This window comes from Allobosea sp. NPDC055353, assembly GCF_053644975.1.
In genome coordinates, this window is record NZ_JBSHMC010000002.1 from 740874 (window position 1) to 763417 (window position 22544).

The window sequence follows — 22544 nt, forward strand, 5'->3', positions numbered from 1 at the left end:
TCAGCCCCTCGCTTGCGCCAGCACCGCGCCGAGCGTGCGCTCGACCAGCGGCAGCTTGAATGCGTTCTCACGGGTCGGCTTGGCGTCCGCGAGAATCGCTTCGGCAGTGGCCTTTGCTCCGCGGGGCAGCTCCGCCTCCGCCGTCTCGACGCGCCAGGGCTTGGGCGCCACGCCGCCGAGCGCGATCCGGCCGCTGCCGCCGCGCTGCACGATGGCCGCAATCGAGACCAGCGCGAAGGCGTAAGACGCGCGGTCCCTCACCTTGCGGTAAATCTGCGTGCCGCCGACAGGCTTCGGCAGCGTCACCGCGGTGATGAGTTCGCCCTTGTCCAGCACGGTCTCGACATGCGGGGTATTGCCCGGCAGCCGATGCACGTCCGCGACAGGGATCGAGCGGGTCGATCGATCGGGCTTCACCGTCTCCACCGTGGCGTCGAGAGCCCGCATCGCCACCGCCATGTCGGAAGGATGCGTCGCGATGCAGGCGTCGCTGATGCCGACCACGCCCAGCTGGCGCGAGAACCCGCCGAGCGCCGAGCAGCCGCTGCCGGGCTGGCGCTTGTTGCAGGGCTGTGCCGTGTCGTAGAAATAAGGGCAGCGCGTCCGCTGCAGCAGATTTCCGGCCGTAGTGGCGCGGTTGCGCAACTGGCCGGACGCCCCCGCCAGCAGCGCCCGCGACAGCACCGCATAATCGCGCCGGACCCGCTCGTCCGCCGCCAGCGCGGTGTTGCGAACCAGCGCGCCGATACGCAGCCCGCCATCCGGGGACGGCTCGATCTTGTCGAGTCCCAGCCCGTTCACGTCGATCAGATGCGCCGGCGTCTCGATCTGCAGCTTCATCAGGTCGAGCAGGTTGGTGCCGCCGGCGATGAATTTCGCGTCGGGGCTCCTTGCCGCGGCGGCTGCGGCATCGGCCGGCGAGCTCGCCTTTTCGTAGGAGAAAGCTCTCATCCCTGCCTCCCCGCCACCTCGGTCATCGCCTCGACGATGTTGGAATAGGCGCCGCAGCGGCAGATGTTGCCACTCATGCGCTCGCGGATCTCGGCCGCGGTCGGCGCCATGGCGCCGGTCAGGTCGTCGCTGACATGGCTCGGGATGCCGGCCTTGATCTCGTCGAGGACCGCGACGCCGGAGCAAATCTGGCCGGGCGTGCAGTAACCGCATTGGAAGCCGTCGTGCTTCACGAAAGCCGCCTGCATCGGGTGAAGGTTGTCGACGCCGCCGAGCCCCTCGATCGTAGTGATCTCCGCACCTGCATTCATGATCGCCAGGGTCAGGCAGGAGTTGATCCGCTGCCCGTCCAACAGCACCGTGCAGGCGCCGCACTGACCATGGTCGCAGCCCTTTTTGGTGCCGGTGAGGTGAAGCTGCTCGCGCAGCGCGTCCAGCAAGGTCGTCCGCGTATCGAGTTTGAGCTTGTGGCTGCGCCCGTTCACGATGAACGAGACTTCGCTCAGTACCGGCTCTCCGACTGGCGCCGGTTGGGCACGCGCGCCCGCAGCCGTCGTAGAAAAAGCGGCGCAGGCGCCGGCGACGACCATCAGGTCACGCCGGTTCATTTCCAGTTCGCTGGGAGTTGGCATATCCGCCTCCGATTTCGACAAATCGCAGCTGGTAACTCGCTCCCGAGCCAGCTGCGTTTGCAAAGGAGAACGGCCGAAGCGGCGGCTAGTTCATTCTCATCTAAAATGCCGCACACACGAGATCGTCAGCGCGCTTGCGAATAGTTTGATCAAAGGATGAATGCGCGAGGCTCAGTCCTAGGGAACGTCCGCTGTTTGGCTACGGTTGAATGTCAGCTCTTGGCGCAAAGAGCCAACTGCGACCTACTCTCTTCGTCCAATCAAGTGCATAACTCGATTGCGGCTCGTCCAGCGCCGCGCGCTCATTGCGGACGCTTCTTCTCGGCGCGCAGGCGCGGCAGCTCGCCGGCCGGTTCCTTCTCGTCAATGATCCCGTCGATATGGCCGCGATAGGCGATCACGGGTTCGCTCGGCGGCAGCAAGCCGCTTTTCCGCTTGGGAACGCTGAAGGACGATGCCGGCCGCCAGCCGCAGGCGCTCGGCATGACGGGTCTTCACATGGATCGCGGAGCCTCCCGCTGACCTGGCCGCGAGAGCTTCAGGAACCTATCCGCTGCGCCAGCCGTTTCGCCCTCACTTTCGCTCATCAGCAGGAGGGGCTCATGGACAGCATCATCTACCTCGTCGGTCTCGTGGTGGTCATCATGGCCATCCTGTCATTCCTCGGTCTTCGATAGGAATTCGCCATGTCCATGTCTGGAACGGACGTCGTCGTCGCTCCCGTAACCGTCAACAAGGAGAGCCGCTCCTATGTGCAGTGGGGGCCGATCATCGGCGGCGCGGTGATCGCGACCGCCATCTCGACCATCATGACGGTCTTCGGCTCGGCGATCGGTCTGTCGATGGTCTCAGCCGATTTCGAGAAAAGCTCCAGCGCCACGGCGCTCGCGGTTGCAGGCGCTCTGTGGGCGCTCTGGGTCATGGCCTCGGCGACCATGGCCGGCGGCTACCTCGCAGGACGGATGCGCCAGCCGAGCTTCGACGCCAATGGCGAGGAACGCAAGGTGCGGGATGCCACCCATGGCCTGCTCGTCTGGGCGACCGGCGCGCTGCTGATCACCGTTGTCGCGACCTCGTCGCTGTTCGGTGCTGCGAAGACGGCGGCCAGCGGCGTCGCCAGCGCCAGCTCCGGCGCGGCATCACTGGTCTCGCAGAATATCGACCCGCTAGCGATGGCGCTCGACAATGTCATGCGCGCCAACGGTCAGCAGCCGCCATCCGCGGAGGAGCGCGACGAAGCCTCCAGGATCTTCGTCAACGCGCTGAAGAACGGCAAGATCGAGCAAGGTGACCGGGACTATCTTGCTTCGCGGCTCGCCGCACGTTCCGGCATCAGCGAGCAGGACGCGCAGAAGCGCATCGACGATGCCTATGCCCGGATCTCGCAGGCCAAGGAAACCGCCAAGCAGGCAGCGGAGCGTGCCCGCAAGATCGCTGTTCTGACCGCCTTCCTGACCGCGGCTGCACTGCTGGTCGGTGCGGCGGCAGCCGCCTGGGCGGCCACACTCGGCGGCGAGCATCGCGACGAGAACCTGCGGAGCGACCCGGCGCTCTGATCGACCGCGGTTGCGTAGCCCGGCTCCCCCTGGAGCCGGGCATTTTTTCCGGTCCTCGAAACGATCGGATCGCGGGAGCGTTGCTCTAGTGTATCGGACCAAAAAGTGGAATCCACTTTTCGGATAAATCCGGTGCAACACCAATGAGATAGATCATCGTTATCGCGTTCTGTAGGACGCGCGATGATCTAGCGGCATTTCAGAAAGGGCATGCGATGATCGACCGCCACCACGAGCGAAATGGCAGCACCAACGGCCCGACCGAGCCCAACCAGCGGCCAACCGAAAAGCGCGAAGATGCTGCCAACGATGCGATGAAGGGCCCGAAGATCATCTCCGAGGGCAATCAGAAGCAGCGCGCGCAGGACCGGCACACGCCCCCCGCCGGCCCCCATGCGAAGGAGTCGCAGACGAACAAGGAGGCGACGCCGGGTTCCGGCGCGCTCCCGTCGACCAGGCCTGCTCGTCTTGTCGAGCCTGGCACCGGCTGATCTTCATCCACCTTCTGTCTGCGAAGTCGCATCGGAGAGTGTCCGATGGAAAAGCTGAAGACCTATCGCGCCAAGCGCGATTTCAAGAAGACGAAGGAACCGAGCGACGCGATCGCAGTAGCCCGTTCCAATCGCCTGCGCTTCGTCATCCAGAAGCACGATGCGACGCGGCTCCATTACGATCTGCGTCTTGAGCTCGACGGCGTGTTCAAGTCCTGGGCGGTGACGCGCGGCCCCTCGCTCGATCCCGCCGACAAGCGCCTCGCGGTCGAGGTCGAGGACCATCCGCTCGCCTATGGCGATTTCGAGGGGACGATCCCGAAAGGCCAGTATGGCGGCGGCACGGTGCAGCTTTGGGATCGCGGCTATTGGGAGCCCGAGGGCAAGCTCAGCCCGCAGCGTCAGCTCGAGAAGGGCGACCTCAAGTTCACGCTCGACGGCAAGCGGCTGCAAGGCAGCTTCGTACTGGTGCGGATGAAGCACGACCGTGACGGCGGCAAGCGCACCAATTGGCTGCTGATCAAGCATCGTGACGACCAGGCTGTCGATTCCGATGGCGATGCGATCCTGAAGGGCGATGCTTCGGTGGCCTCGGGCCGGACGATGAAGGCGATCGCCGCTGGACGCGGGCGCTCGCCCCAGCCCTTCCTTCTGGCCGAGCAGGCGGTCGACGCAGATGCGGTCTGGGACAGCAGGCAGGGCTTGGCGGCCGAGGAGCGCGCCGGCAAGCCGGTGCGAAGCAAAGCCGAGACCGCCCGCCCGAAAGTGCGCAGGGCCGCGGCGGTCGCTATGCCCGGTTTCGTCCCGCCGCAGCTCTGCCGGAGCGTGGAACGGCCGCCGGCCGGCAGGGGCTGGGTCCACGAGATCAAGTTCGACGGCTACCGCATCCAGGCGCGCGTCGTCGCAGGCAAAGTCACGCTGAAGACACGCAAGGGCTTGGACTGGACGAGGCGGTTCGGGGCCGTGGCCAAGGCCTTCAAGGGTCTGCCGGACGGCGTCCTCGATGGTGAGATCGTCGCCCTCGATGACCAGGGCGCGCCGGATTTCGCTGCCCTTCAGGCCGCCTTGTCAGAGGAGAAGACCGAGAACCTCGTCTTCTTCGCCTTCGACCTGCTCTTCCTCGATGGCGAGGATTGGCGCGAGCAGCAGCTGCTTGCCCGCAAGGAAAGGCTGGCTGCGCTGATACGGGACGCGGCTGACGGCGTCACGCTGCGCTATGTCGAACATTTCGAGACCGGCGGCGATGCGGTTCTGAAATCCGCCTGCCGCCTGTCGCTTGAGGGCATCGTCTCGAAGCAGGGCGATGCGCCCTACATTTCCGGCCGCAGCGACACATGGACGAAGGCGAAATGCCGCGCCGGCCACGAGGTCGTCATCGGCGGCTGGGCGACCACGGCGGGCAAGTTCCGCTCGCTGCTGGTCGGCGTCCATCGCGGTCCGCATTTCATCTATATCGGCCGGGTCGGCACCGGCTATGGCGCGGCCAAAGTCGGAAAGCTGCTGCCGCGCCTGAAGGAGCACGAGGCCGAGACCTCGCCCTTCACCGGCAAAAGCGCCCCGCGTCGAGCGGCCGATATCCATTGGGTCGAGCCCGCCCTTGTCGCCGAGATCGAATTCGCAGGCTGGACCGGCGACGGCATGGTCCGCCAGGCCGCCTTCAAGGGCTTGCGGGAGGACAAGCCCGCGGCGGAGGTCGAGACCGAGTTACCGGCGCCAGCAGCAAAAATAGCCCCGCCGAAGCCCGCGCCAGCGCGCGGAGGCCGGATCGATGTGCTCGGCGTGCCGCTGTCCAAACCCGACAAGCCGCTTTGGCCCGATGCCGAGGACGGCGAGCCCGCCACGAAGCTCGATCTCGCACGCTACTTCGAGACCGTCGGGGCCTGGCTGCTGCCGCATATCCAGGGCCGGCCCTGCTCGCTACTCAGGGCGCCCGACGGGATCGAGGGCGAAATCTTCTTCCAGCGCCATGCCGGTTTGGGCACATCGAGCCTGTTCGAGCTCGTGAAGATTTCCGGCGACAGGAAACCCTATCTCCAGATTGACCGGATCGAGGCCCTGATCGCGACCGCCCAGATCGGCGGGATCGAACTGCATCCCTGGAATTGCCGGCCCGGCGAGCCCGAGATTCCCGGGCGTCTGGTCTTCGATCTCGATCCGGGGCCGGGCGTTTCCTTCGATGCCGTGATCGCTGCGGCCAAAACGATGAAGGAGCGGCTTGATGCGCTCGGCCTCGTCAGCTTCTGCAAGACCACCGGCGGCAAGGGACTTCATGTCGTGACGCCGCTGGCGAAGCCCCGCCGTGGCGGCCCGGGCTGGCCGGAAGCCAAGGATTTCGCACGCCGTGTCTGTACGGAGATCGCCGCAGACGAACCCGAGCGCTATGTCGTCAACATGGCCAAGCGTCTCCGAAAGGGGCGCATCTTCCTCGACTATCTCCGCAACGACCGGATGGCGACGGCGGTGGCGCCCTTATCGCCGCGCGCGAGACCGGGAGCACATGTCTCGATGCCGCTGACCTGGCCGCAGGTGAAGGTGGGGCTCGACCCGGCCTGCTACACCATTCGCTCGGTTCCGAAGCTGATGACGACGAGCAAGGCCTGGGCGGATTATGACGATGCCGAGCGGCCTCTCGCGGAGGCGATCAAGAAGCTCGGCCGTTCCTGACCTGCGCGCGGCAGCATCGGAACGGATAGGCAGCCGATGCGTTTCGCGTCCGATCGGAGAGGCTTCCATGGCGCAACGGACATTCTGGAAAGGCTACCTCAAGCTCTCGCTCGTGACCTGCCCGGTGGCGATGATGCCGGCACGCTCCGAGAGCGAGAAAGTCCGCTTCCACACGCTGAACCGCAAGACAGGGCATCGCATCCAGAGCCGCTTCGTCGATGCCGTCACCGGCAAACCGGTCAGCGATGACGACGAGGTCAGGGGCTATCCCAAGGGCGACGACGACTACGTCATGCTGGATGATGACGAGCTCGACGCTGTGGCGCTGGACAGCACGCGGACGATCGACATCGAGCTCTTCGCGCCGCGCTCCTCGGTCGGCTGGATCTGGTACGACACGCCGCATTACCTCGTGCCGGACGGCAAGATCGGCGACGAGGCTTTTTCGGTCATCCGCGAGGCGATGAAAGCGACCAGGACGGTCGGCATCTCCCGCGTCGTGCTCTACCGGCGCGAACGGGCTGTGCTGCTGGAGCCGCGCGACAAGGGCATCGTGCTGTGGACGCTGCGCTATGGCGACGAGGTCCGCGACGAGACGGATTATTTCACCGGCATCAAGAAAGCCAAGCCGGAGGCCGATCTGCGCGCGCTCATGGAGAAGCTGATCACCTCGCGCACGAAGGACTGGTCACCGGAACTCGTCCAGGACCCTGTCCAGGACGAGTTGCTGGATATCATCAAGGCCAAGCAGAAGGGCCGCAAACCGGCCCGAAAAGCCGCGCCGGCCGCCAGCGAAGGCAATGTCATCAGCATCATGGATGCGCTCAAGCGCAGCCTCGAACCGCGGAAGTGATCAGCCCGCCTTGCGTCGCGGTTCGGCCTTGGCCGCCGGCTTGTCGGCCGATTTGCCGCTTTTGCCAGGCTTGGCGCTCTGCCTGAGAGCGTCGAGCAGATTGACGACCTTGGCGGGCTCGCGCCGCTTCACCGGCTTGATCTTGCGGCCTTCGATCTTCGCCTTGACCAGTTCGGCCAGTGCAGTCTCGTAGCGATCCTCGAAGGCCTTGGGATCGAAGCGGCCGGCCTTGGTCCGAATGATGTGCTCGGCGAGTTCCAGCATCTCGCCCTCGATCTTCAGCTTCGGGATGTCGTCGAAGGCGCTCTCCACGGGACGCACCTCGTAGTCGAAATTGAGGGTCGTCGCGATCATCCCGGTATCGTGCGGCCGGATCAGGATCGAGCGCATCCGCCGGAAGATCACGGTGCGCGCCAGGGCAGCAGTCTCGCGGCTCGCCATGACGTCGCGGATCAGCGTGAAGGCCTCGGCCGCGACCGGCGTGCTCGGGGTCACGTAATAGGGCCGGTCGAAGAACAGGTCGTCGATCTCGTCGCAAGGCAGGAAGGTCGCGACGTCGAGTGTCTTGTCGCTTTCAGGAACAGCCTCGGCGATCTCCTCCGGCTCCAGCATGATGTAGTCGCCATCGCCGCGATCATAGCCCTTGACCTGGTCTTCCTTCTCGACCGGCTTGCCCGTGACAGCGTCGATGAACTGGCGATGGACGCGATGGCCGGTCTTGCGGTTCAGCATGTGGAACGAGATGCGCTCGCTGGTCGACGCAGCGGTGTAGAGCGCCACGGGGCACGTGACTTCAGCGACCTTGAGGATGCCCTTCCAGATTGCTCGCGGCGCCATGAATGTTCCCCAAGGATTGCGCGCATGTGGGACGTCAAAGAGCAACGAACGACCCGGGTGATCGTTCCCGATGCGAGCCGATGCTCTGGTCTGGCCGCGATCGACCTGAGCGCGCATGTCGCGGCGCGACAATCTCAACGCGGGCGAACTCAGGCTGTCGGGTCTCGACCAATGAGCGACCGATGCCAGCTGAGCGAAAGCGTCCTGGCGAATTCCTCATCGGTGAGCCCGATATCGAGGCCGCGCGCGAAGACCTCGTGCAGGAGCTTGTCGACCATCGCAATGCAGCCCAGCGCCGTCGCGAGCCGCTGTGCGGTCGGTTCGGCCACGAGCGAGGCCTGCTCGCGTTCTGCCGCTCGGACAATCCGATGGGCAAGAGCAAGATTCGCCTTGAGGCCAATGGCGGCGAACTCGTCGAGCTCGTCGGCGAGCTGTCCCTGACAGCGCATCAGGCCGATATTCCGGCGATAGAGGTCGATATAGTAGAGATGGCCGACGACGAGGCGCTGGTAGAAGCTCTGGCCGGGCTGGCGCTGAGGCCGGTGCGCGCGGATCGCTTCCATGAAGGCGGTGAGCACGTCATGGGCGACACCGCGCTTGTCCTTCCAGTGCAGGTAGAAGGTGCCGTGGGCGAAATCGGCGCGCTTGCAGATATCGGCGACCTTGAGGCCGCCGAAGCCTGAATCCTGGATCAGCTCCGCCGCCGCGATCATCAGCTTTCGGCGGGTCATCTCCGAACGCGTCAGTTTCGGCGCGGCTTCAAGCTCGGTGCGCATGGCTTCCGGCAGGCTGAAGCCGGAGGTTGCGACACCCGCCACGCCTGACCCAATGGCTGCGCCGGCAGCCTTTTCGGCCGGGTCGATCGCTGCGTCAGCCTGCTTTGCGGATGGATGACCGCTTGACACGTCTCGTCTCCGATTCACATACTGACATTGATATCAGTTTCAGGATCGTGATGCACCCATCTCTAGCACATCGCGGCGCGAAAGGGTTGCAGGCCTCCTCAGGCGGGGCGCCGATCTCCTTTGCGGGGATCACGAAGCGCTACGGCCCGGTCGAAGCGCTCCGGGAATTCTCGCTGGATATCGCCGGCGGGGAATTCGTCACCTTCCTCGGCCCCTCCGGCTCCGGCAAGACGACGGCGCTCAACATCCTCGCCGGCTTCATCGAGCCCAGTGCCGGCGACGTGCTGATCGACGGCGTCTCGATCACCCGTCTGCCGACCGAGAAGCGCAATGTCGGCATGGTCTTCCAGAGCTACTCGCTGTTCCCGCACATGGATGTTCGCGACAATGTCGCCTTCCCGCTGCGGATGCGCGGCGTACCGAAGGTCGAGCGTCACGCGCGAGCCGAGCAGGCTTTGGCGATGGTCCGGCTTGCCGGCTATGGCGGGCGCAAGCCGCACGAGCTCTCCGGCGGCCAGCGCCAACGCGTCGCCTGCGCCCGCGCCATCGTGTTCGAGCCGCGCGTGCTGCTGATGGACGAGCCGCTCGGTGCGCTCGACCTCAAGCTGCGCGAGGCGATGCAGGACGAGATCAAGGAGGTGCAGCGCCGCATCGGCTGCACCGTGATCTATGTCACGCATGATCAGGGCGAGGCGCTCGCCATGTCGGACCGGATCGTGGTGATGAGCGAGGGGCGGATCGAGCAGATCGGCGCGCCGGCCGCCGTCTACGACAATCCTAGCAACGCCTTCGTCGCGCAATTCGTCGGCGAAACCAATTTTTTGCCGGCCGAGTTGGCTGGAGGACGGCTCGCTTTCGCCGGAGCCGATGCACCGGCTCCGGCGCGCTTGCCAGAGGGCTGGCGCGGGCGGGTGGCGCTGCGGCCGGAACATTTCACGCGGATTGCGGAGGTCGGGGTTACGCCTGCGCTCGCCGGGCGGATCGGCGACGTCGCCTTCCATGGCGGCAGCTATCGCTATGTCGTCGAGACCGAGCAGGCCGGGCGCGTGATCGTGCAGGAGCAGCGCCGGCATGGCGGCGACGGCCCGGTGGTCGGCGCGCCCGTGACACTCGGGTTCAGCCTGGAAAGGGCCGCGTTCCTCGACGGCTGACGATCGATTCCACAACGACAACAAGGGGAGGAAACGAACGATGACCGCAGTGACGAGACGTGACATGGGCCGCCTGGCGCTGGGCGGCGCGGCGCTCACCGCCTTGGGCACGAGCGCCCGCGCGCAGGCCGCGACGATCACCGTCAACGGCTCGGGCGGCAGCCTCGCCAAGTCGCTGGAGCGGATCTACGAGAAGCCCTTCACCGCCGAGACCGGAATTGGCGTTCGCGCCACGGCGCCAGTCTCGCTCGCCAAGCTTAAGGCGATGGTCGAGACCGGCAACATGGAATGGGACCTGACCGAGATGGGCGGGGCCGACATGATCGAAGCCGTGAAGAACAACTGGCTCACCGAGATCGACTGGTCGATCGTCGATCCCGACAACAAGCTGCCGCCGATCGCCCGCCAGAAATACGGCATGGTGACCTCGACCTTCTCGACCGTGATCGCCTATCGCACCGACAAGTTCGGCGGCAAGGCGCCGAAATCCTGGACCGATTTCTGGGATGTGAAGAGCTTTCCGGGGCCGCGCGCGCTGCAGGATTCGCCAGTGCAGAACCTTGAATTCGCGCTGCTGGCCGACGGTGTGCCGGCCGACAAGCTCTATCCGCTCGATGTCGAGCGCGCCTTCAAGAAGCTCGACCAGATCAAGCGCCATGTCGCGGCCTGGTGGACGACCGGCGCCCAGCAGGTCCAGCTCCTCGTCGATGGCGAGGCGGTGATGGGCACGGTCTGGAACGGGCGTGTGCCGCCGCTCAAGAAGGAGGGCAAGCCGGTCGACATCATCTGGAACGGCGGGGCGCTGCAACTCTCCTACTGGGCGGTACCGAAGGGCGCCAAGCACCCGAAGGAAGCGATGCGCTACATGAAGTCGCGCCTCGATCCCGACAAGGGCGTCCAGCTCCTGCAGGATTCGCCCTATCCGGGCTTCGCGCCCGGCCTGATCGAGAAGGTCGATCCGGAGCTTGCGAAGATCCTGCCGATCCATCCGGACAACGTCGCGGTCCAGTATTCGTTCAATCCGGAATACTGGAGCGAGCACCGGCCGAAGCTGACCGAGCGCTGGGCCGCCTGGCTTCTGAGCTGAGGGCCGGGGACGGATAACGTGTTCAGGAAATCGATGGTGGCGCCGCTGCTGGCCGCGCCGCTCCTGCTGCTCTTCGCGATCTTCTTCGTGGTCCCGTTCGTCGAGATCATGCGGATCTCGTTTGCGGGCAAGGGCGGGGCATGGGCCGGCGCGAGCTGGCTGATGTCCTCCCCGGTCTTCGCGCTGGTCTTCCTGAACACGTTGAAGCTCGCGCTGAGCGTGACGCTGATCTGCCTCGTCCTCGGCTATCCCGCCGCCTGCTTCATCGCCGGCCAGCCGGCCTCGCGGCGCGGCATCTATCTCGCGCTGGTGCTCCTGCCGTTCTGGACCAGCGTGCTCGTGCGCACCTACACATGGTCGCTGGTGCTCGGGCGCGAGGGGCTGCTCAATGCCTCGCTGATCTGGCTTGGGATCACCGACGAGCCGCAGCGCTTCATGTTCACGCCGCTCGCCGTGCATCTCGGCATGGTGCAGATCCTGCTGCCGGTCGCGATCCTGACCCTGGTCGGCGTCATGACCGAGCTCGATGCCGGGCTGGTCCGGGCCGCGCGCGTGCTCGGCGCCTCGCCCTGGCGCGCCTTCTGGCATGTCTACCTGCCGATGACGAAGCCCGGCATCGTTGCCGCGGCGATGCTGCTCTTCATCCTCTCGCTCGGCTTCTACATCACGCCGGCGCTGCTCGGCGGGCCGCGCCATCGCACCATCGCCAACCTGATCGACCTCCAGGTCCACCAGATGAACGACTGGACGGCGGCTTCCGCCATGGCGCTGGTGCTGCTGGCGACGACGATCGCCGCAGTCGCGCTGCTGCGCTGGCTGGTGCCGGAACGCAATCTCTACGGGGGTGCGCGATGAGCCCCCGCATCGTCCGCATCGCGCTCGGCGTCTGGTTCTGCGCGATCGTCTTCTTCCTGCTGTTCCCGCTGGTCTTCCTGATCCCGCTCTCCTTCAACGAGTCGGAGATCCTGAGCTTCCCGCCGAGTGCATGGTCGCTGCGCTGGTACCGCGTGCTGTTCACCGATGCGTCCTGGAGCGGGGCGCTCTGGCTCAGCGTCAAGATTGGGGTGCTGGTCACCATTCTTTCGGTCGCCATCGGCACGGCGAGCGCGCTGGCGATCGTGCGCCATCGGTTGCCGGGCGCGGGGCTGCTTTACGGGCTCGCGATCGCGCCGTTGATCGTGCCTGGCATCGTCATCGCGCTCGGCATGTTCATGCTGTTCGCGCGCTTGAAATGGCTGGAGAGCCTGACCACGCTCGTCCTCGCTCACACGGTCGTCGCCGTGCCCTATGTCATCGTGGTGGTCAGCGCGGCGCTGCGCAATCTCGACGAGACGATCGAGCGGGCGGCACGGGTGCTCGGCGCCGGCCCGTGGCGGAGCTTCCTGCTGGTGACGCTGCCGGCGCTGAGGCCCGCGATCCTGGCCGGGGCGATGTTCGCCTTCTTCGCCTCCTTCGACGACCTGATCATCACGCTCTTCGTCTCCGGGGCGATCGAGACCCTGCCGCTCCGGATCTGGAACGACCTCAATCTCAGGCTCGATCCGACCGTCGCCGCCGCTGCCTGCGTGATGGTGGCGATGTCGATGATCGGGCTCGGCATCGCGGAAATCGCACGCAGCGCCGGCTTGCGCCGGCTCAGGACGGAACAGGCCGATGGATAGGGAATTGCAGGAAGCCGCGGATCTGCGGGCGCTGATCGAAGCCGAGCCGTTCCCGCGTAATCTCGCGGCCTTCATCGATGCCAGCGCGGCGGAGATGGGGGATGCGCCCGCGGCGAATTTCTTCGAGGCCGGAATCGTCCTCAGCTATCGCGAGCTTGCCGAGAAGACGCGCGCGCTCGCGGCGGGGCTTTCGGCGCGCGGCATCGGCTTCGGCGACCGTGTCGGCGTGATGCTGCCGAACATCCCGGCCTTTCCGCTGACCTGGCTGGCGCTGGCGCGGATCGGCGCGATCATGGTGCCGGTCAATGTTCGCTACACCCCGCGCGAAGTCGCCTATGTCATGACCGACAGCGGCGCCGAGACGATTGTGATCGAAGCCGGCGTGCTGGCCGAGATCGGCGGGGCGCCGGAAGTCAGGGATCTCGCGGCTTTCGCCAAGCCGATCACCGTTGGCGGCGTGGGTGATTGGGAAGCGCTGGCCGCGACGCCGGCCGCCGGTTTCGTTCCTGCGCGCGAGCCGCAGCTCGATGACCTCATCAACATCCAGTACACCTCGGGCACGACCGGCTTTCCCAAGGGCTGCATGCTCAGCCATCGCTACTGGCTGACGCTCGGCCGGGTTGCGGCGATGCGCGCCAACGGCATCGTCAAGCATGTCATCGCGGCCCAGCCCTTCTACTACATGGACCCGCAATGGCTGCTGCTGATGGCGATGCGGCTCAAGGGCACGCTCTTCGTTGCGGCCAAGGCCTCGGGCACCAACTTCCTCGACTGGGTCCGCCGCTACGGCATCGAATACTGCATTTTCCCGCAGATCGTCCTGAAGCAGGCGCCGCGGCCGGATGACCGCGATATCCCGCTGAAGATGGTCTCGGTCTTCGGCTTGCGGAAGAACATGCATGCCGAGCTTGAGCAGCGCTTCAACGTGGTGGCGCGCGAGAGCTTCGGCATGACCGAGGTCGGCTCGGCGCTGTTCACGCCCTATGGCGCGACCTCGATGGTCGGCTCCGGCACCTGCGGCATCGCCTCGCCCTTCCGCGAAGCGACTGTTCGCGACGAGGACGGCAACGAAGTCCCGCCCGGCCAGATCGGCGAATTGTGGATCCGCGGCCCCGGCATCCTGCAGGGCTACTGGAACAAGCCGGAAGCCAATGCGGACAGCTTTCGCGAGGGCGGCTGGTTCCGCACCGGCGACCTGTTCCGGCGCGACGAGCGTGGCTTCCACACCATCGTCGGCCGGATCAAGGACATGATCCGCCGTTCGGGCGAGAACATCGCGGCGCGCGAGGTCGAGGCGGTGATGCTCGGCTGGCAGGATATCCTCGAAGCCGCCGCCATTCCCGTCCCCGATATCGACCGCGGGCAGGAGGTGAAGGCCTGCATCGTGCTGAAGCCGGGCGTCGCGAGCGATGCCTTTGATGTCGACGGCTTCTTCGCGCATTGCAGCGCACATCTCGCGCCGTTCAAGGTGCCACGTTTCCTCGAATTCCGCGCGAGCCTGCCGAAAACCCCGTCCGAGAAGGTCGCCAAGCACGTCATCGTCGCCGAGCGCGAGGATTTGCGCGCCGGCGCCTATGACCGCCTGTCCCGCGGCTGGCTCGCCGGCTGAACCGCTTTCGTTTCGAGATATCCGCGCCGAAGGAGAACCGCCTTGCCTCTTCGCTACGAGAAGGACGGCGATATCGCCGTCTTCACCATCGAGAACGGGTCGGTGAACCCGACCAATCCCGCCATCCACAAGGAGCTCTTCCTCGCGCTCAAGGACTTCCTGGCGGATACCTCGATCCGCTGCGGCATCCTGACCGGGGCCGGCGAGCGCGGCTTCTGTGCCGGCGACGACATCAAGACCAGCTACAAGCGCGGCACCACCTCGCGCGACGAGCTCGCGGATCATCTCTGGCCGCATAACGGCGAGGGCGAGACGCCGCATGACTTCTCCTGGTCGCGCGACGTGCTCGCACTCGAACGCTTCAAGCCGATTATCGGCGCGGTCAATGGCTGGTGCCTTGGGCAGGGCATGATCTACCTGCTCTCGCTGACCGATATCCGGATCGCCTCGACCAACGCGAAATTCGGCTTTCCCGAGATCGCCTATGGCATGGGCGGTGCTGGCGGCACTTCCCGGCTCGGCCTGCAACTGCCGCATACGGTCGCGATGTGGATGCTGCTCACCGGCGAGCCGATGGAGGCCGAGGAGGCGCTGTCGCACCGGCTCGTCAACAAGGTCGTGGCACCGGATGCCTTGATGGCAACGGCTCGCGAGGTCGCCGCCAAGATCGCGCGCCATCCGCCGGAGGCCGTGCGTGTCGAGATGGAGGCCTATTACCGGGGCCGCGAACTCTCGCGGGCAGATGCCTTGGCCTTCACCAAACACCTCTATCGCGTGCAGCGCATGGGCCTGCGCGAGGAGCCGGTCCAGCCCGATCGGTTTCTCTACCGCCAGAACCAGAGCTGAGCACGATCGCCGGTGAACGATGCCTCGCGATGCTGGGCTGCTGCAGTCTACTGCGCTTCCCGATGCTCTCGCGAGGAGGCGGCAACGACGAGCACGACCGTGACCATCAGGCAGCTCACCACGATCAGGGCTGTCGACAGCGAGACAGCCGTCATGACCGCGCTGGCGATGATGATCCCGATCGCATTCGCGGTCCGCAGCAGAGCGAAGACCTCGGGCCGCTTCTTTGGCGGCGCGAGGGAATCGAGGACAAGCGAATAATAGGTGCCGAGCGGGGCCAGGACCCCTCCGATCAGCACGGCGCCAAGGACCGTGACCGTCATCGATATCTGTAGCGCGGCGAGGATGGCACCGGCCGTCATGATCATCAGCTGGATCAGGACGGCGCGGCGGCTTCCCATGCGGTTGCGGACGCTGACCCAGACGCCGCCGAGCACCGAGGCGATACAGAGCGGGACGGTGAAAAGGATCGCCAGGGCGGGGGCGTAGCCGAAATGCAGCGCCAGCGCGACGGCGCCGATCTCCAGCGCCGCCACGGTCGAGCTGCCCGCCGCCGCGCAGATCAGCCAGAGCAGGATCGCCGGGCTGATAATCGAGGCATCGGCCTGATGCATCTCCTCCGTCGCGATCGACCCGACGGTCGGAACGAGCAGGGCCGGAATCGCGCCGAGGGCGGCGATGACCAGAACGGCGAACACGGGCGACAGGGTGCCCAGCCCGGAAGCCGCCACGGGAGCCAGGACGAACGTCACCTCGTTGAGCGTGGCCGCGATGCCGAGCGCTCTCGGCAGCTTCGCCGGTGGCGCGAGCTGGTTCAGAACCGTCCGCAGGTATCCGAAGGCCGCGCCGTTCACGGCCCCGGCGAGCGCCGAGAACGCCACCAGCCAGATGAAGGGCGCTGCGTAATGCGCCAGCAGGGCGACGGCAGCGAGGGCCACCGTACGGAAAATCACCAACAGGCGCAGGAAGGTCGTCGGCGGCAGGGCCCGCCCCGCCCGGGTGATCGGGATGGCGCCGGCGACCTGGGCCAGCGTCATCGCCAGGATCATCCCTGCCCCGCCACTGGTGTCGCCCGTGAGAGCGAGGGCGACCAGCGCGAAGGCTACAGGGCCGGCCGCCTGGGGAACGGTCAGCGTCGCCGAGGAGATGAACCACCGAACCAGCGGCGCGGCGCTCGATGTTGTGGTCGTGGAACGCGCCATGGGCCGGCCCCGGAGAAGAGGGCCGGGCCGTTCCCGGACATTCAAATCCCGTCACGGGATCGAGGACGTTACCTCGGGAGCCTGATTAGCAATCCAGGCAACACTGTCAATCCGACTCTCACACCGAGCGCCGGGACCGCCGCATGATGCCGGCCAGCGCGGCGACATGGGTCTGCACGGTTGCCGGGGCGACGCGCGCTATGCCGAAAACCAGACCCGGCCTCGCTCGCCCCAGATGGAAGCGCGCCATCGGCTGCATCGCAAAGCCATTCGCCTTCAAACTTTCGGCAACAGCCCGGTCGTCAACATGCGGGTCGCGGAACCATGTTGCCAATTGAAGCCCGCCGGCTCCGCCGCCGACCTTCAAGGCTTCGCCGCAATGCTGCTCGAGCGCCGCGACGCTCGCCGCCATGCGGGCGGTGTAGAGGGCCTTCATCTTGCGGATATAGCCGCGCAGGCGACCGTCACGCATGAAATCGGCCAGGGCCGCCTGGATATGGATCGGCACGACGGCGCCTTGCAGTTGCAAGGCGGCCGAGAACGCCTCCAGCAACCGCACCGGGACGATCGCATAAGCGACGCGCACCCCGGGCGCGAAGATCTTGGAGAAGGTGCCGAGATAGGCGACGAGACCGTTGCGATCGATGCCTTGCAGCGCCGCGATCGGCCGCGAGCCGTACTGGAACTCGCTGTCGTAATCGTCCTCGATCACGACGGCGCCATGCGCCTGCGCGGCGTCCAGCAAGGCGAGCCGCCGTTGCAGGCTCATCGTCACGCCCGTCGGGTATTGATGCGAGGGCGTCACGTAGATCAGTCGTGGCGGCGGCCCGGCAGCCTTTGCGACGTCGATCCCGGCCTCGTCGCAAGGCACCGGAACGATCCTGGCTCCGCCCTCGCGCAGGAGTGCCTGTGCCGTGGGATAACCCGGCTCCTCCATCCAGGCTACGCTGCCGGTCGGATCGCCCGGCCGCATCAGCACACGGATCAGCAGATTGATGGCGGCCCGGGTCGAGGGCACGATCATGACCTGCTCCGGCCGCGCCAGGACGCCCCGCGTCTTGGCGACATGATCGAGGATCGCCTCCCGCAGCGCCGGAAGGCCGTCCGCCTCGCCATATCCGAGATCGTGAATGCGCAGGGAGCGGGCGCGCGCGCCGAGATAGCGCGCCCAGCCTGCATGCGGGAAATCCGCCAGGTCGGGCACGCCGGGTTCGAAAAGCCTGGAAGACGCAGGCTGGCGAACCGGCTCGGAAAGACCCGTGGCGGGTTTGAGCACGCGCAGAGGCGGCCCCGCGCCGATCGCGGCGACGCGCGTGGCCGAGCCGGCCTGCGCCAGGAGATAGCCATCGGCCTTCAGGCGCTCATAGGCCTGGACCACGGTCGAGCGGGCGACGCCAAGCGCCGCGGCCAGATCGCGCGAGGACGGCAGACGGTCCCCGGCCGGCAGCGTCCCGTCGAGGATGCGATCCCGAAACCCGCGATAGAGCTGCCCTTCGAGATCGCCGGCCGCCCTGTCCAGCGACCGCCAGGTGAAAGCCTTTGCCGGCATCGTCACATCGCAAAGTGGTTTGGTCGAATTCAAAGAAGTGGCAGTATGCATCACACCACAAAATCCGCCAACGATTGCGCCGCTGCGGTTTCGGCGGCAGCGGCAACAACGCGTGAAATCAGGGCATCGCCATGGATCTGTCGGATTGGAAGGGCGTTCCCCGCCCCGAGAGGATTGTGCTGGAAGGGCGCTATGCCCGGCTCGAGCCGCTCGATCCCGCCAGGCACGGGAGCGACCTGCTCGCCTCGGCCCGCGAGCCCGGCGCGGATGATCGCTTCCGTTACCTGTTCGAGGATGCGCCCGCCGACATGACGGCGCTCAGCACCTGGCTCGAAAAGGCCTCGGCCTCGGCCGATCCGCTCTTCTTCGCGGTCGTCGACCGGAATTCCGGTCGGGCGGAGGGCCGGCAGGCATTGATGCGGATCGATGCCGTGCACGGTGTCATCGAGATCGGCAATATCCTGTGGGGGCCGGCGATCGCCCGCAGCCGCGTCGCGACGGAGGCGCTCTATCTCTTCGCGCGCTACGCCTTCGATACGCTGGGCTATCGGCGGTTCGAATGGAAATGCAACGACCATAACGCGCCATCGAAGCGCGCGGCGCAGCGCTTCGGCTTCACGCCGGAGGGCGTCTTCCGGCAGCATATGGTGCAGAAGGGCAAGAACCGCGACACCGCGTGGTTCGCGATGGTCGATGCCGACTGGCCGCGCCTCCGGGCGGGCTACGAAGCCTGGCTCGCACCCGAAAACTTCGACGCGGACGGACAGCAGCGCGCCAGGCTCTCCTTCGGTTGAGCCGGCGTTGCGGCCACCCGGCTACTCGTCCCATCTGATTACGGCGCGCCCGCTGGTGAGATCCATCACCAGCCGGGTCACGCCGTCGATTTCGGCCTTTGGAGCCGATACCGCCAGCACCGCGCCGGTATCCGTGAAGGCCTGATCCCGCAACTGTACGCCCCGCACGGCGCCGAGCCGCGCCTGGACCAGGGTCAGATCGCCGAAGCCGCATGCGATCGTCGCCGGGATAGTCTCGATGAGCGCCGCCTTCGCCGCCTCGCGCAGGCATTGGGCAGCCGTCCCGCCATAGGCGCGCATCAACCCGCCACTGCCCAGCAGGACACCGCCGAACCAGCGCATGACGACGACGGCGACGCCGTCGAGCCCCTGCCCGTCTATGGCGGCGAGGATCGGCTTGCCTGCGGTGCCGCTCGGCTCTCCGTCATCGTTGAACCGGTAGCTCTGCCCGAACCGCCACGCCCAGCAATTGTGACTGGCCGCCGGGTCAGATTGTGCGGTGATGAAATCCCTGGCCGCCGCCTCGTCCGCGACCGGGCCGGCCACCGCGATGAAGCGGCTTTTCCTGATGTCCTGTCGGGCAGAGCTGAGTTCGACGAGGGTGAAGCGCGCAACCATACGCCCGTGTAGCACGGCGCAGGCCGGGCGAACCACGACCGGCCCGTCATGGCTGTAAACGCGGTGTGGCGCAGAAGCCCTGCCGACGAACCAGCGACAGCGACCCGGCCGCAAACATGAAGAGAAATTCACTTTCTCTCGCGCGTCGTTGGCTCTAGAAGCGGCACTGTCGCGCCGTGTTCCGCGTTCTTTCGAATCGAGGCTGGAGAAGAGCGGAATGGTGCCGGACTATAGGCGTGATCTTGCGGGACACGCGGTCGGACATTCGCTTTTCCGTCTTTCTTCCGCGGCAGCCATCGCTCTTTGCCTCGGTGCCTGCCTGCCGGCCGACCAGCGCCCCGATCTCGGCATCACCGTGACGCGCAACTATGCCGCTGGCGAGCGGCGCGCATCGCCCGCTATCTCGCCGGACTGGCCGCGCCTGTTCCGTTCGCGCGAACTCGACCGGCTGGTCGAGCGGGCGGCCGGCGCGAATTTCGACATCGCCATCGCCATGACGCGCATCCGGCAGGCCGATGCGCAGTCGCGTGTCGCGGCGGCGGCGCTCTATCCGACGCTGAGCGGTTCGAGCGATGCCTCGCGCAGCCTGAGACCCGGCACGCTGGGCTCGAAGCGCGGACCGTTCAGCGACAGCGTCGGCAACCAGTTCAGCCTCGGCCTCTCGGCGAGCTACGAGCTCGACTTCTGGGGCAAGAATCGCGCGAGCGCCGATGCCGGACGTTTCGCGGCCGAGGCGACGCGCTTCGACCGTGACGTGGTGGCGCTCACCGCCGTCTCCAGCGTGACCACGACCTATTTCCAGGTTCTGGAGGCGCAGGACCGCCTGCGCATCGCCCGCGACAACATCGCCGTGGCCGAGCGGACGCTCAAGGTCATCCAGGCGAGGCTCTCGGTGGGAACCGCGACCCAACTCGACATCGCGCAGCAGGAAAGCGTCGTGGCGCAGCAGAAGGCCTCCGTGCCGGCCCTCGAACTCGCGCAGCGCCAGGCCAAGGTCACGCTTGCCGTCCTTGTCGGCGAGACCCCGGCCGCCATCACGATCAAGGGCGGCAGCCTGAATGCGATCGCCGTGCCGAGCGTGCGCGCCGGCCTGCCCTCGCAATTGCTGCAGCGCCGGCCCGACATCGCCGAGGCCGAAGCCAGGCTGACCTCGCAGGAAGCGACGCTTTATGCTGCCCGCGCGGCGCTCTATCCGAGCATCAGCCTGACCGGCCAGGGCGGGCTCGAAAGCGCATTGCTGAAGAACCTGCTGCGGCCCGATGCCGCCTTCGCCTCGGCAGCGGCCGGCCTCGTCCAGCCGATCCTCGACGGCGGCAACCTGCGCGCCAGGGTCGAACTCGAACGCGGCACGGCCGACGAACTGATCGCGACCTATCGCAAGACCATCGTCAGCGCCTTTGCCGATGTCGAGAATGCGTTGATCGCAATCCAGGAAAACACCCGCCATGAAGGGCTTCAGGCGGCAGTGGTCGCCTCGGCACGGCGGGCCTATTCCATCACCGAGCAGCGGCTCCGCGAGGGCACCATCGACATCGTCACGCTGCTGAACACCCAGCAGACCCTGTTCCTGGCGCAGGATCAGCTCTCGCAGATCAAGCTCCGGAAACTTACTGCCTATGTCGACCTGTTCAGGGCGCTGGGCGGCGGCTGGTCCGAGGCCGACCGCCGCGCCGCCATCACCGCGACCGAGGCAGCCGAATGAAGCGCTTTCTCGTTCTCCTCGCCCTGCTCGCCGCAGCCGCCTGGGGCTGGCATAGCTATCATGGCGGCTGGGTGCCCCAGAGCGGAGACGGCGTCTCGACCGGCCAGCAAGGCGCCGGGCGCGGCGGCCGGCGCGCCCGCTTCGGCGGCGGGGAGGGACCGATCCCGGTGATCGCGACCGCGGCGCGCCGCGGCGACGTGCCTGTCACCGCCGATGCCGTCGGCACGATCCAGGCGCTGAACACCGTGACCGTGCGCTCGCAGGTCGACGGAAGGCTGCTCGAAATCGCCTTCAAGGACGGCCAGGACGTCACGAAGGGCGATGTGCTCGCCAGGATCGACCCCGCGACCTACCAGGCCCAATACGATCAGGCGATGGCCAAGAAGGCGCAGGACGAGGCGCAGCTCGCCAATGCCCGCGCCGATCTCGAGCGCTATGCCAAGCTCGCCCAGACCGATTACGGCTCGCGCCAGCAGGCCGATACGCAGCGCGCCACGGTGGCGCAGTTGGAGGCCCAGATCCGCGCCGACCAGGGCGCGATCGACAACGCCAAGGCCATCCTCGACTACACCACGGTCCGCGCCCCGATCGACGGCCGCCTCGGCATCCGCCAGGTCGATCAGGGCAATATCGTGCGCGCCTCCGATACGAACGGCCTCGTGGTCATCACCCAGCTCAGGCCGATCGCCATGATCTTCAACCTGCCGCAGCAGCAATTGCGGGCGGTGAGCGCCGCCGTGGCGCGCGGGCCGGTCGAGGTCGATGCGCTCGATTCCGACGGCACGACGATCATCGACAAGGGCGTCGTCGAGGTCATCGACAACGTCGTCGACCAGACCACCGGCACGATCAAGGTCAAGGCCCGCTTCCCGAACGAGCGGCTCCAGCTCTGGCCGGGCCAGTTCGTCAATGTCCGCGTCTTCGTCGACGTGCTGAAGAATGTCGTGGTCGCCCCGACCGCCGCGATCCAGCGCGGGCCGAACGGTGCCTACGTCTTTACCGTCGAGGAGGACGAGACCGTGCGGCAGGTCGCGGTCACCGTCGGCCAGCAGACCGAGACGACCGCCGTGATCACTGCCGGCGTCGAGCCGCCGGTCAAGCTCGTCACCACCGGCTTCGCCCGCCTGACCGACAAGGCGAAGGTGCGCGTCTCCACGCCAGAGGAGGCAGCCCAGCCACCGGCCGCCGCGCCCGGCCGCCGCGGCACGCGCGAGCCCGGCCAGGGCCAGGGGCGGCGGCGCGACCAGCAGGGCGGCGGCGATGCCTCCGGAGCCGGCCCGGCCGCCCCGACGCAGGAAGCGCCCACCGGAACCGACGGCCCCCGCCAGAACCGGCCGCGCCGCAACGGTGCAGCCCCTTCGGAAGGCGCGCCGCCCAGCGGACAGGGTTCACCTTCCGGCGGATCGGGTGCACAAAGACCGCAAGCGCAGCCATGA

General features: G+C 66.7%; 21 protein-coding genes. 13 read left to right on the top strand and 8 right to left on the bottom strand.

Annotated features, from left to right (window positions below; all coding sequences use genetic code 11):
* The 3 genes from ACWIEX_RS16920 to ACWIEX_RS16930 form a co-directional block, all read right to left on the bottom strand.
* Positions 1 to 951, bottom strand: a complete 951-nt coding sequence (locus tag ACWIEX_RS16920) for an FAD binding domain-containing protein (protein WP_454034155.1) — start codon at positions 949 to 951, stop codon at positions 1 to 3.
* Positions 948 to 1583 carry an aldehyde dehydrogenase iron-sulfur subunit PaoA gene (paoA, locus tag ACWIEX_RS16925; RefSeq protein ID WP_454034809.1) on the bottom strand — a complete coding sequence of 212 codons (636 nt, stop codon included), beginning with the start codon at positions 1581 to 1583 and terminating at the stop codon, positions 948 to 950. Before paoA ends, ACWIEX_RS16920 begins: the two co-directional genes overlap by 4 nt.
* A 302-nt stretch (positions 1584 to 1885) precedes the next feature.
* Positions 1886 to 2068, bottom strand: coding sequence for a hypothetical protein (locus ACWIEX_RS16930; protein ID WP_454034156.1), 183 nt, complete (start codon positions 2066 to 2068; stop codon positions 1886 to 1888).
* 201 nt (positions 2069 to 2269) lie between these two features.
* On the opposite strand from ACWIEX_RS16930, the gene ACWIEX_RS16935 reads away from it, so the two are divergent.
* The 4 genes from ACWIEX_RS16935 to ku (ACWIEX_RS16950) all read left to right on the top strand — a co-directional run bounded on the left by ACWIEX_RS16935 (position 2270) and on the right by ku (ACWIEX_RS16950) (position 7147).
* Positions 2270 to 3139, top strand: coding sequence for a hypothetical protein (locus ACWIEX_RS16935; protein WP_454034157.1), 870 nt, complete (start codon positions 2270 to 2272; stop codon positions 3137 to 3139).
* 215 nt (positions 3140 to 3354) lie between these two features.
* Complete coding sequence (locus ACWIEX_RS16940; protein WP_454034158.1) at positions 3355 to 3630, top strand: hypothetical protein; 276 nt, start codon at positions 3355 to 3357, stop codon at positions 3628 to 3630.
* A gap of 45 nt (positions 3631 to 3675) precedes the next feature.
* Positions 3676 to 6294, top strand: coding sequence for a DNA ligase D (gene ligD / locus ACWIEX_RS16945; RefSeq protein WP_454034159.1), 2619 nt, complete (start codon positions 3676 to 3678; stop codon positions 6292 to 6294).
* Positions 6295 to 6361: 67 nt separating this feature from the next.
* Positions 6362 to 7147: a non-homologous end joining protein Ku gene (gene ku, locus ACWIEX_RS16950; RefSeq protein ID WP_454034160.1), complete on the top strand. Its 786-nt coding sequence runs from the start codon at positions 6362 to 6364 to the stop codon at positions 7145 to 7147.
* Here the strand turns inward: ku (ACWIEX_RS16950) and ku (ACWIEX_RS16955) are convergent, their stop codons facing one another.
* Positions 7148 to 7984: a non-homologous end joining protein Ku gene (ku, locus tag ACWIEX_RS16955; RefSeq protein WP_454034161.1), complete on the bottom strand. Its 837-nt coding sequence runs from the start codon at positions 7982 to 7984 to the stop codon at positions 7148 to 7150.
* Between the two features lie 149 nt (positions 7985 to 8133).
* Positions 8134 to 8889: a TetR/AcrR family transcriptional regulator gene (locus ACWIEX_RS16960; protein ID WP_454034162.1), complete on the bottom strand. Its 756-nt coding sequence runs from the start codon at positions 8887 to 8889 to the stop codon at positions 8134 to 8136.
* 50 nt (positions 8890 to 8939) lie between these two features.
* On the opposite strand from ACWIEX_RS16960, the gene ACWIEX_RS16965 reads away from it, so the two are divergent.
* Genes ACWIEX_RS16965 through ACWIEX_RS16990 form a run of 6 tightly spaced genes read left to right on the top strand, consistent with a single transcriptional unit; the run spans position 8940 to position 15243 of the window.
* The gene (locus ACWIEX_RS16965; protein ID WP_454034163.1) at positions 8940 to 10040 is read left to right on the top strand and encodes an ABC transporter ATP-binding protein; all 1101 of its coding nucleotides are present in this window, start codon (positions 8940 to 8942) and stop codon (positions 10038 to 10040) included.
* 40 nt (positions 10041 to 10080) lie between these two features.
* Complete coding sequence (locus tag ACWIEX_RS16970; RefSeq protein WP_454034164.1) at positions 10081 to 11127, top strand: ABC transporter substrate-binding protein; 1047 nt, start codon at positions 10081 to 10083, stop codon at positions 11125 to 11127.
* Between the two features lie 18 nt (positions 11128 to 11145).
* Positions 11146 to 11982, top strand: a complete 837-nt coding sequence (locus tag ACWIEX_RS16975) for an ABC transporter permease (RefSeq protein ID WP_454034165.1) — start codon at positions 11146 to 11148, stop codon at positions 11980 to 11982.
* A complete protein-coding gene (locus ACWIEX_RS16980) occupies positions 11979 to 12788 on the top strand; it encodes an ABC transporter permease (protein WP_454034166.1) in 810 nt (269 codons plus the stop codon). Before ACWIEX_RS16975 ends, ACWIEX_RS16980 begins: the two co-directional genes overlap by 4 nt.
* Positions 12781 to 14397, top strand: a complete 1617-nt coding sequence (locus ACWIEX_RS16985; protein WP_454034167.1) for a class I adenylate-forming enzyme family protein — start codon at positions 12781 to 12783, stop codon at positions 14395 to 14397. The genes ACWIEX_RS16980 and ACWIEX_RS16985 overlap by 8 nt, the downstream gene beginning before the upstream one ends.
* Positions 14398 to 14439: 42 nt before the next feature.
* Positions 14440 to 15243 (top strand): enoyl-CoA hydratase/isomerase family protein, encoded by an 804-nt coding sequence (locus ACWIEX_RS16990; RefSeq protein WP_454034168.1) that lies wholly within the window; start codon positions 14440 to 14442, stop codon positions 15241 to 15243.
* A 47-nt stretch (positions 15244 to 15290) separates the two neighbouring features.
* Here ACWIEX_RS16990 and ACWIEX_RS16995 read toward each other — a convergent pair whose 3' ends face one another.
* Complete coding sequence (locus tag ACWIEX_RS16995; RefSeq protein ID WP_454034169.1) at positions 15291 to 16445, bottom strand: MFS transporter; 1155 nt, start codon at positions 16443 to 16445, stop codon at positions 15291 to 15293.
* 118 nt (positions 16446 to 16563) lie between these two features.
* Positions 16564 to 17994: a MocR-like pyridoxine biosynthesis transcription factor PdxR gene (gene pdxR, locus ACWIEX_RS17000; RefSeq protein WP_454034170.1), complete on the bottom strand. Its 1431-nt coding sequence runs from the start codon at positions 17992 to 17994 to the stop codon at positions 16564 to 16566.
* 131 nt (positions 17995 to 18125) lie between these two features.
* Between pdxR and ACWIEX_RS17005 the strand changes: the two genes are divergently transcribed.
* Positions 18126 to 18788, top strand: coding sequence for a GNAT family N-acetyltransferase (locus tag ACWIEX_RS17005; RefSeq protein WP_454034171.1), 663 nt, complete (start codon positions 18126 to 18128; stop codon positions 18786 to 18788).
* Between the two features lie 21 nt (positions 18789 to 18809).
* Here the strand turns inward: ACWIEX_RS17005 and ACWIEX_RS17010 are convergent, their stop codons facing one another.
* Entirely contained in the window at positions 18810 to 19406 is a 597-nt protein-coding gene (locus ACWIEX_RS17010) for an IMPACT family protein (RefSeq protein ID WP_454034172.1), read from the bottom strand.
* 217 nt (positions 19407 to 19623) lie between these two features.
* Here ACWIEX_RS17010 and ACWIEX_RS17015 point away from each other — a divergent pair, with 217 nt between their 5' ends.
* Together ACWIEX_RS17015 and ACWIEX_RS17020 are read left to right on the top strand one after the other, a co-directional pair.
* Entirely contained in the window at positions 19624 to 21108 is a 1485-nt protein-coding gene (locus tag ACWIEX_RS17015; RefSeq protein ID WP_454034173.1) for an efflux transporter outer membrane subunit, read from the top strand.
* Positions 21105 to 22544: an efflux RND transporter periplasmic adaptor subunit gene (locus ACWIEX_RS17020; RefSeq protein ID WP_454034174.1), complete on the top strand. Its 1440-nt coding sequence runs from the start codon at positions 21105 to 21107 to the stop codon at positions 22542 to 22544. The genes ACWIEX_RS17015 and ACWIEX_RS17020 overlap by 4 nt, the downstream gene beginning before the upstream one ends.

What these genes read in the sequence shown, in the direction of transcription:
- ku (WP_454034161.1), bottom strand. Translation starts at nt 7,984, where the DNA reads ATGGCGCCGCGAGCAATCTGGAAGGGCATCCTCAAGGTCGCTGAAGTC.
- ACWIEX_RS16995 (WP_454034169.1), bottom strand. Translation starts at nt 16,445, where the DNA reads ATGGCGCGTTCCACGACCACAACATCGAGCGCCGCGCCGCTGGTTCGG.
- ACWIEX_RS17015 (WP_454034173.1), top strand. Translation starts at nt 19,624, where the DNA reads ATGGTGCCGGACTATAGGCGTGATCTTGCGGGACACGCGGTCGGACAT.
- ligD (WP_454034159.1), top strand. Translation starts at nt 3,676, where the DNA reads ATGGAAAAGCTGAAGACCTATCGCGCCAAGCGCGATTTCAAGAAGACG.
- ACWIEX_RS16965 (WP_454034163.1), top strand. Translation starts at nt 8,940, where the DNA reads ATGCACCCATCTCTAGCACATCGCGGCGCGAAAGGGTTGCAGGCCTCC.
- ACWIEX_RS17005 (WP_454034171.1), top strand. Translation starts at nt 18,126, where the DNA reads ATGGATCTGTCGGATTGGAAGGGCGTTCCCCGCCCCGAGAGGATTGTG.
- ACWIEX_RS16985 (WP_454034167.1), top strand. Translation starts at nt 12,781, where the DNA reads ATGGATAGGGAATTGCAGGAAGCCGCGGATCTGCGGGCGCTGATCGAA.
- pdxR (WP_454034170.1), bottom strand. Translation starts at nt 17,994, where the DNA reads ATGCCGGCAAAGGCTTTCACCTGGCGGTCGCTGGACAGGGCGGCCGGC.
- ACWIEX_RS16940 (WP_454034158.1), top strand. Translation starts at nt 3,355, where the DNA reads ATGATCGACCGCCACCACGAGCGAAATGGCAGCACCAACGGCCCGACC.
- ACWIEX_RS16980 (WP_454034166.1), top strand. Translation starts at nt 11,979, where the DNA reads ATGAGCCCCCGCATCGTCCGCATCGCGCTCGGCGTCTGGTTCTGCGCG.
- ACWIEX_RS17020 (WP_454034174.1), top strand. Translation starts at nt 21,105, where the DNA reads ATGAAGCGCTTTCTCGTTCTCCTCGCCCTGCTCGCCGCAGCCGCCTGG.
- ku (WP_454034160.1), top strand. Translation starts at nt 6,362, where the DNA reads ATGGCGCAACGGACATTCTGGAAAGGCTACCTCAAGCTCTCGCTCGTG.
- ACWIEX_RS16930 (WP_454034156.1), bottom strand. Translation starts at nt 2,068, where the DNA reads ATGCCGAGCGCCTGCGGCTGGCGGCCGGCATCGTCCTTCAGCGTTCCC.
- ACWIEX_RS16970 (WP_454034164.1), top strand. Translation starts at nt 10,081, where the DNA reads ATGACCGCAGTGACGAGACGTGACATGGGCCGCCTGGCGCTGGGCGGC.
- ACWIEX_RS16935 (WP_454034157.1), top strand. Translation starts at nt 2,270, where the DNA reads ATGTCCATGTCTGGAACGGACGTCGTCGTCGCTCCCGTAACCGTCAAC.
- ACWIEX_RS17010 (WP_454034172.1), bottom strand. Translation starts at nt 19,406, where the DNA reads ATGGTTGCGCGCTTCACCCTCGTCGAACTCAGCTCTGCCCGACAGGAC.
- paoA (WP_454034809.1), bottom strand. Translation starts at nt 1,583, where the DNA reads ATGCCAACTCCCAGCGAACTGGAAATGAACCGGCGTGACCTGATGGTC.
- ACWIEX_RS16920 (WP_454034155.1), bottom strand. Translation starts at nt 951, where the DNA reads ATGAGAGCTTTCTCCTACGAAAAGGCGAGCTCGCCGGCCGATGCCGCA.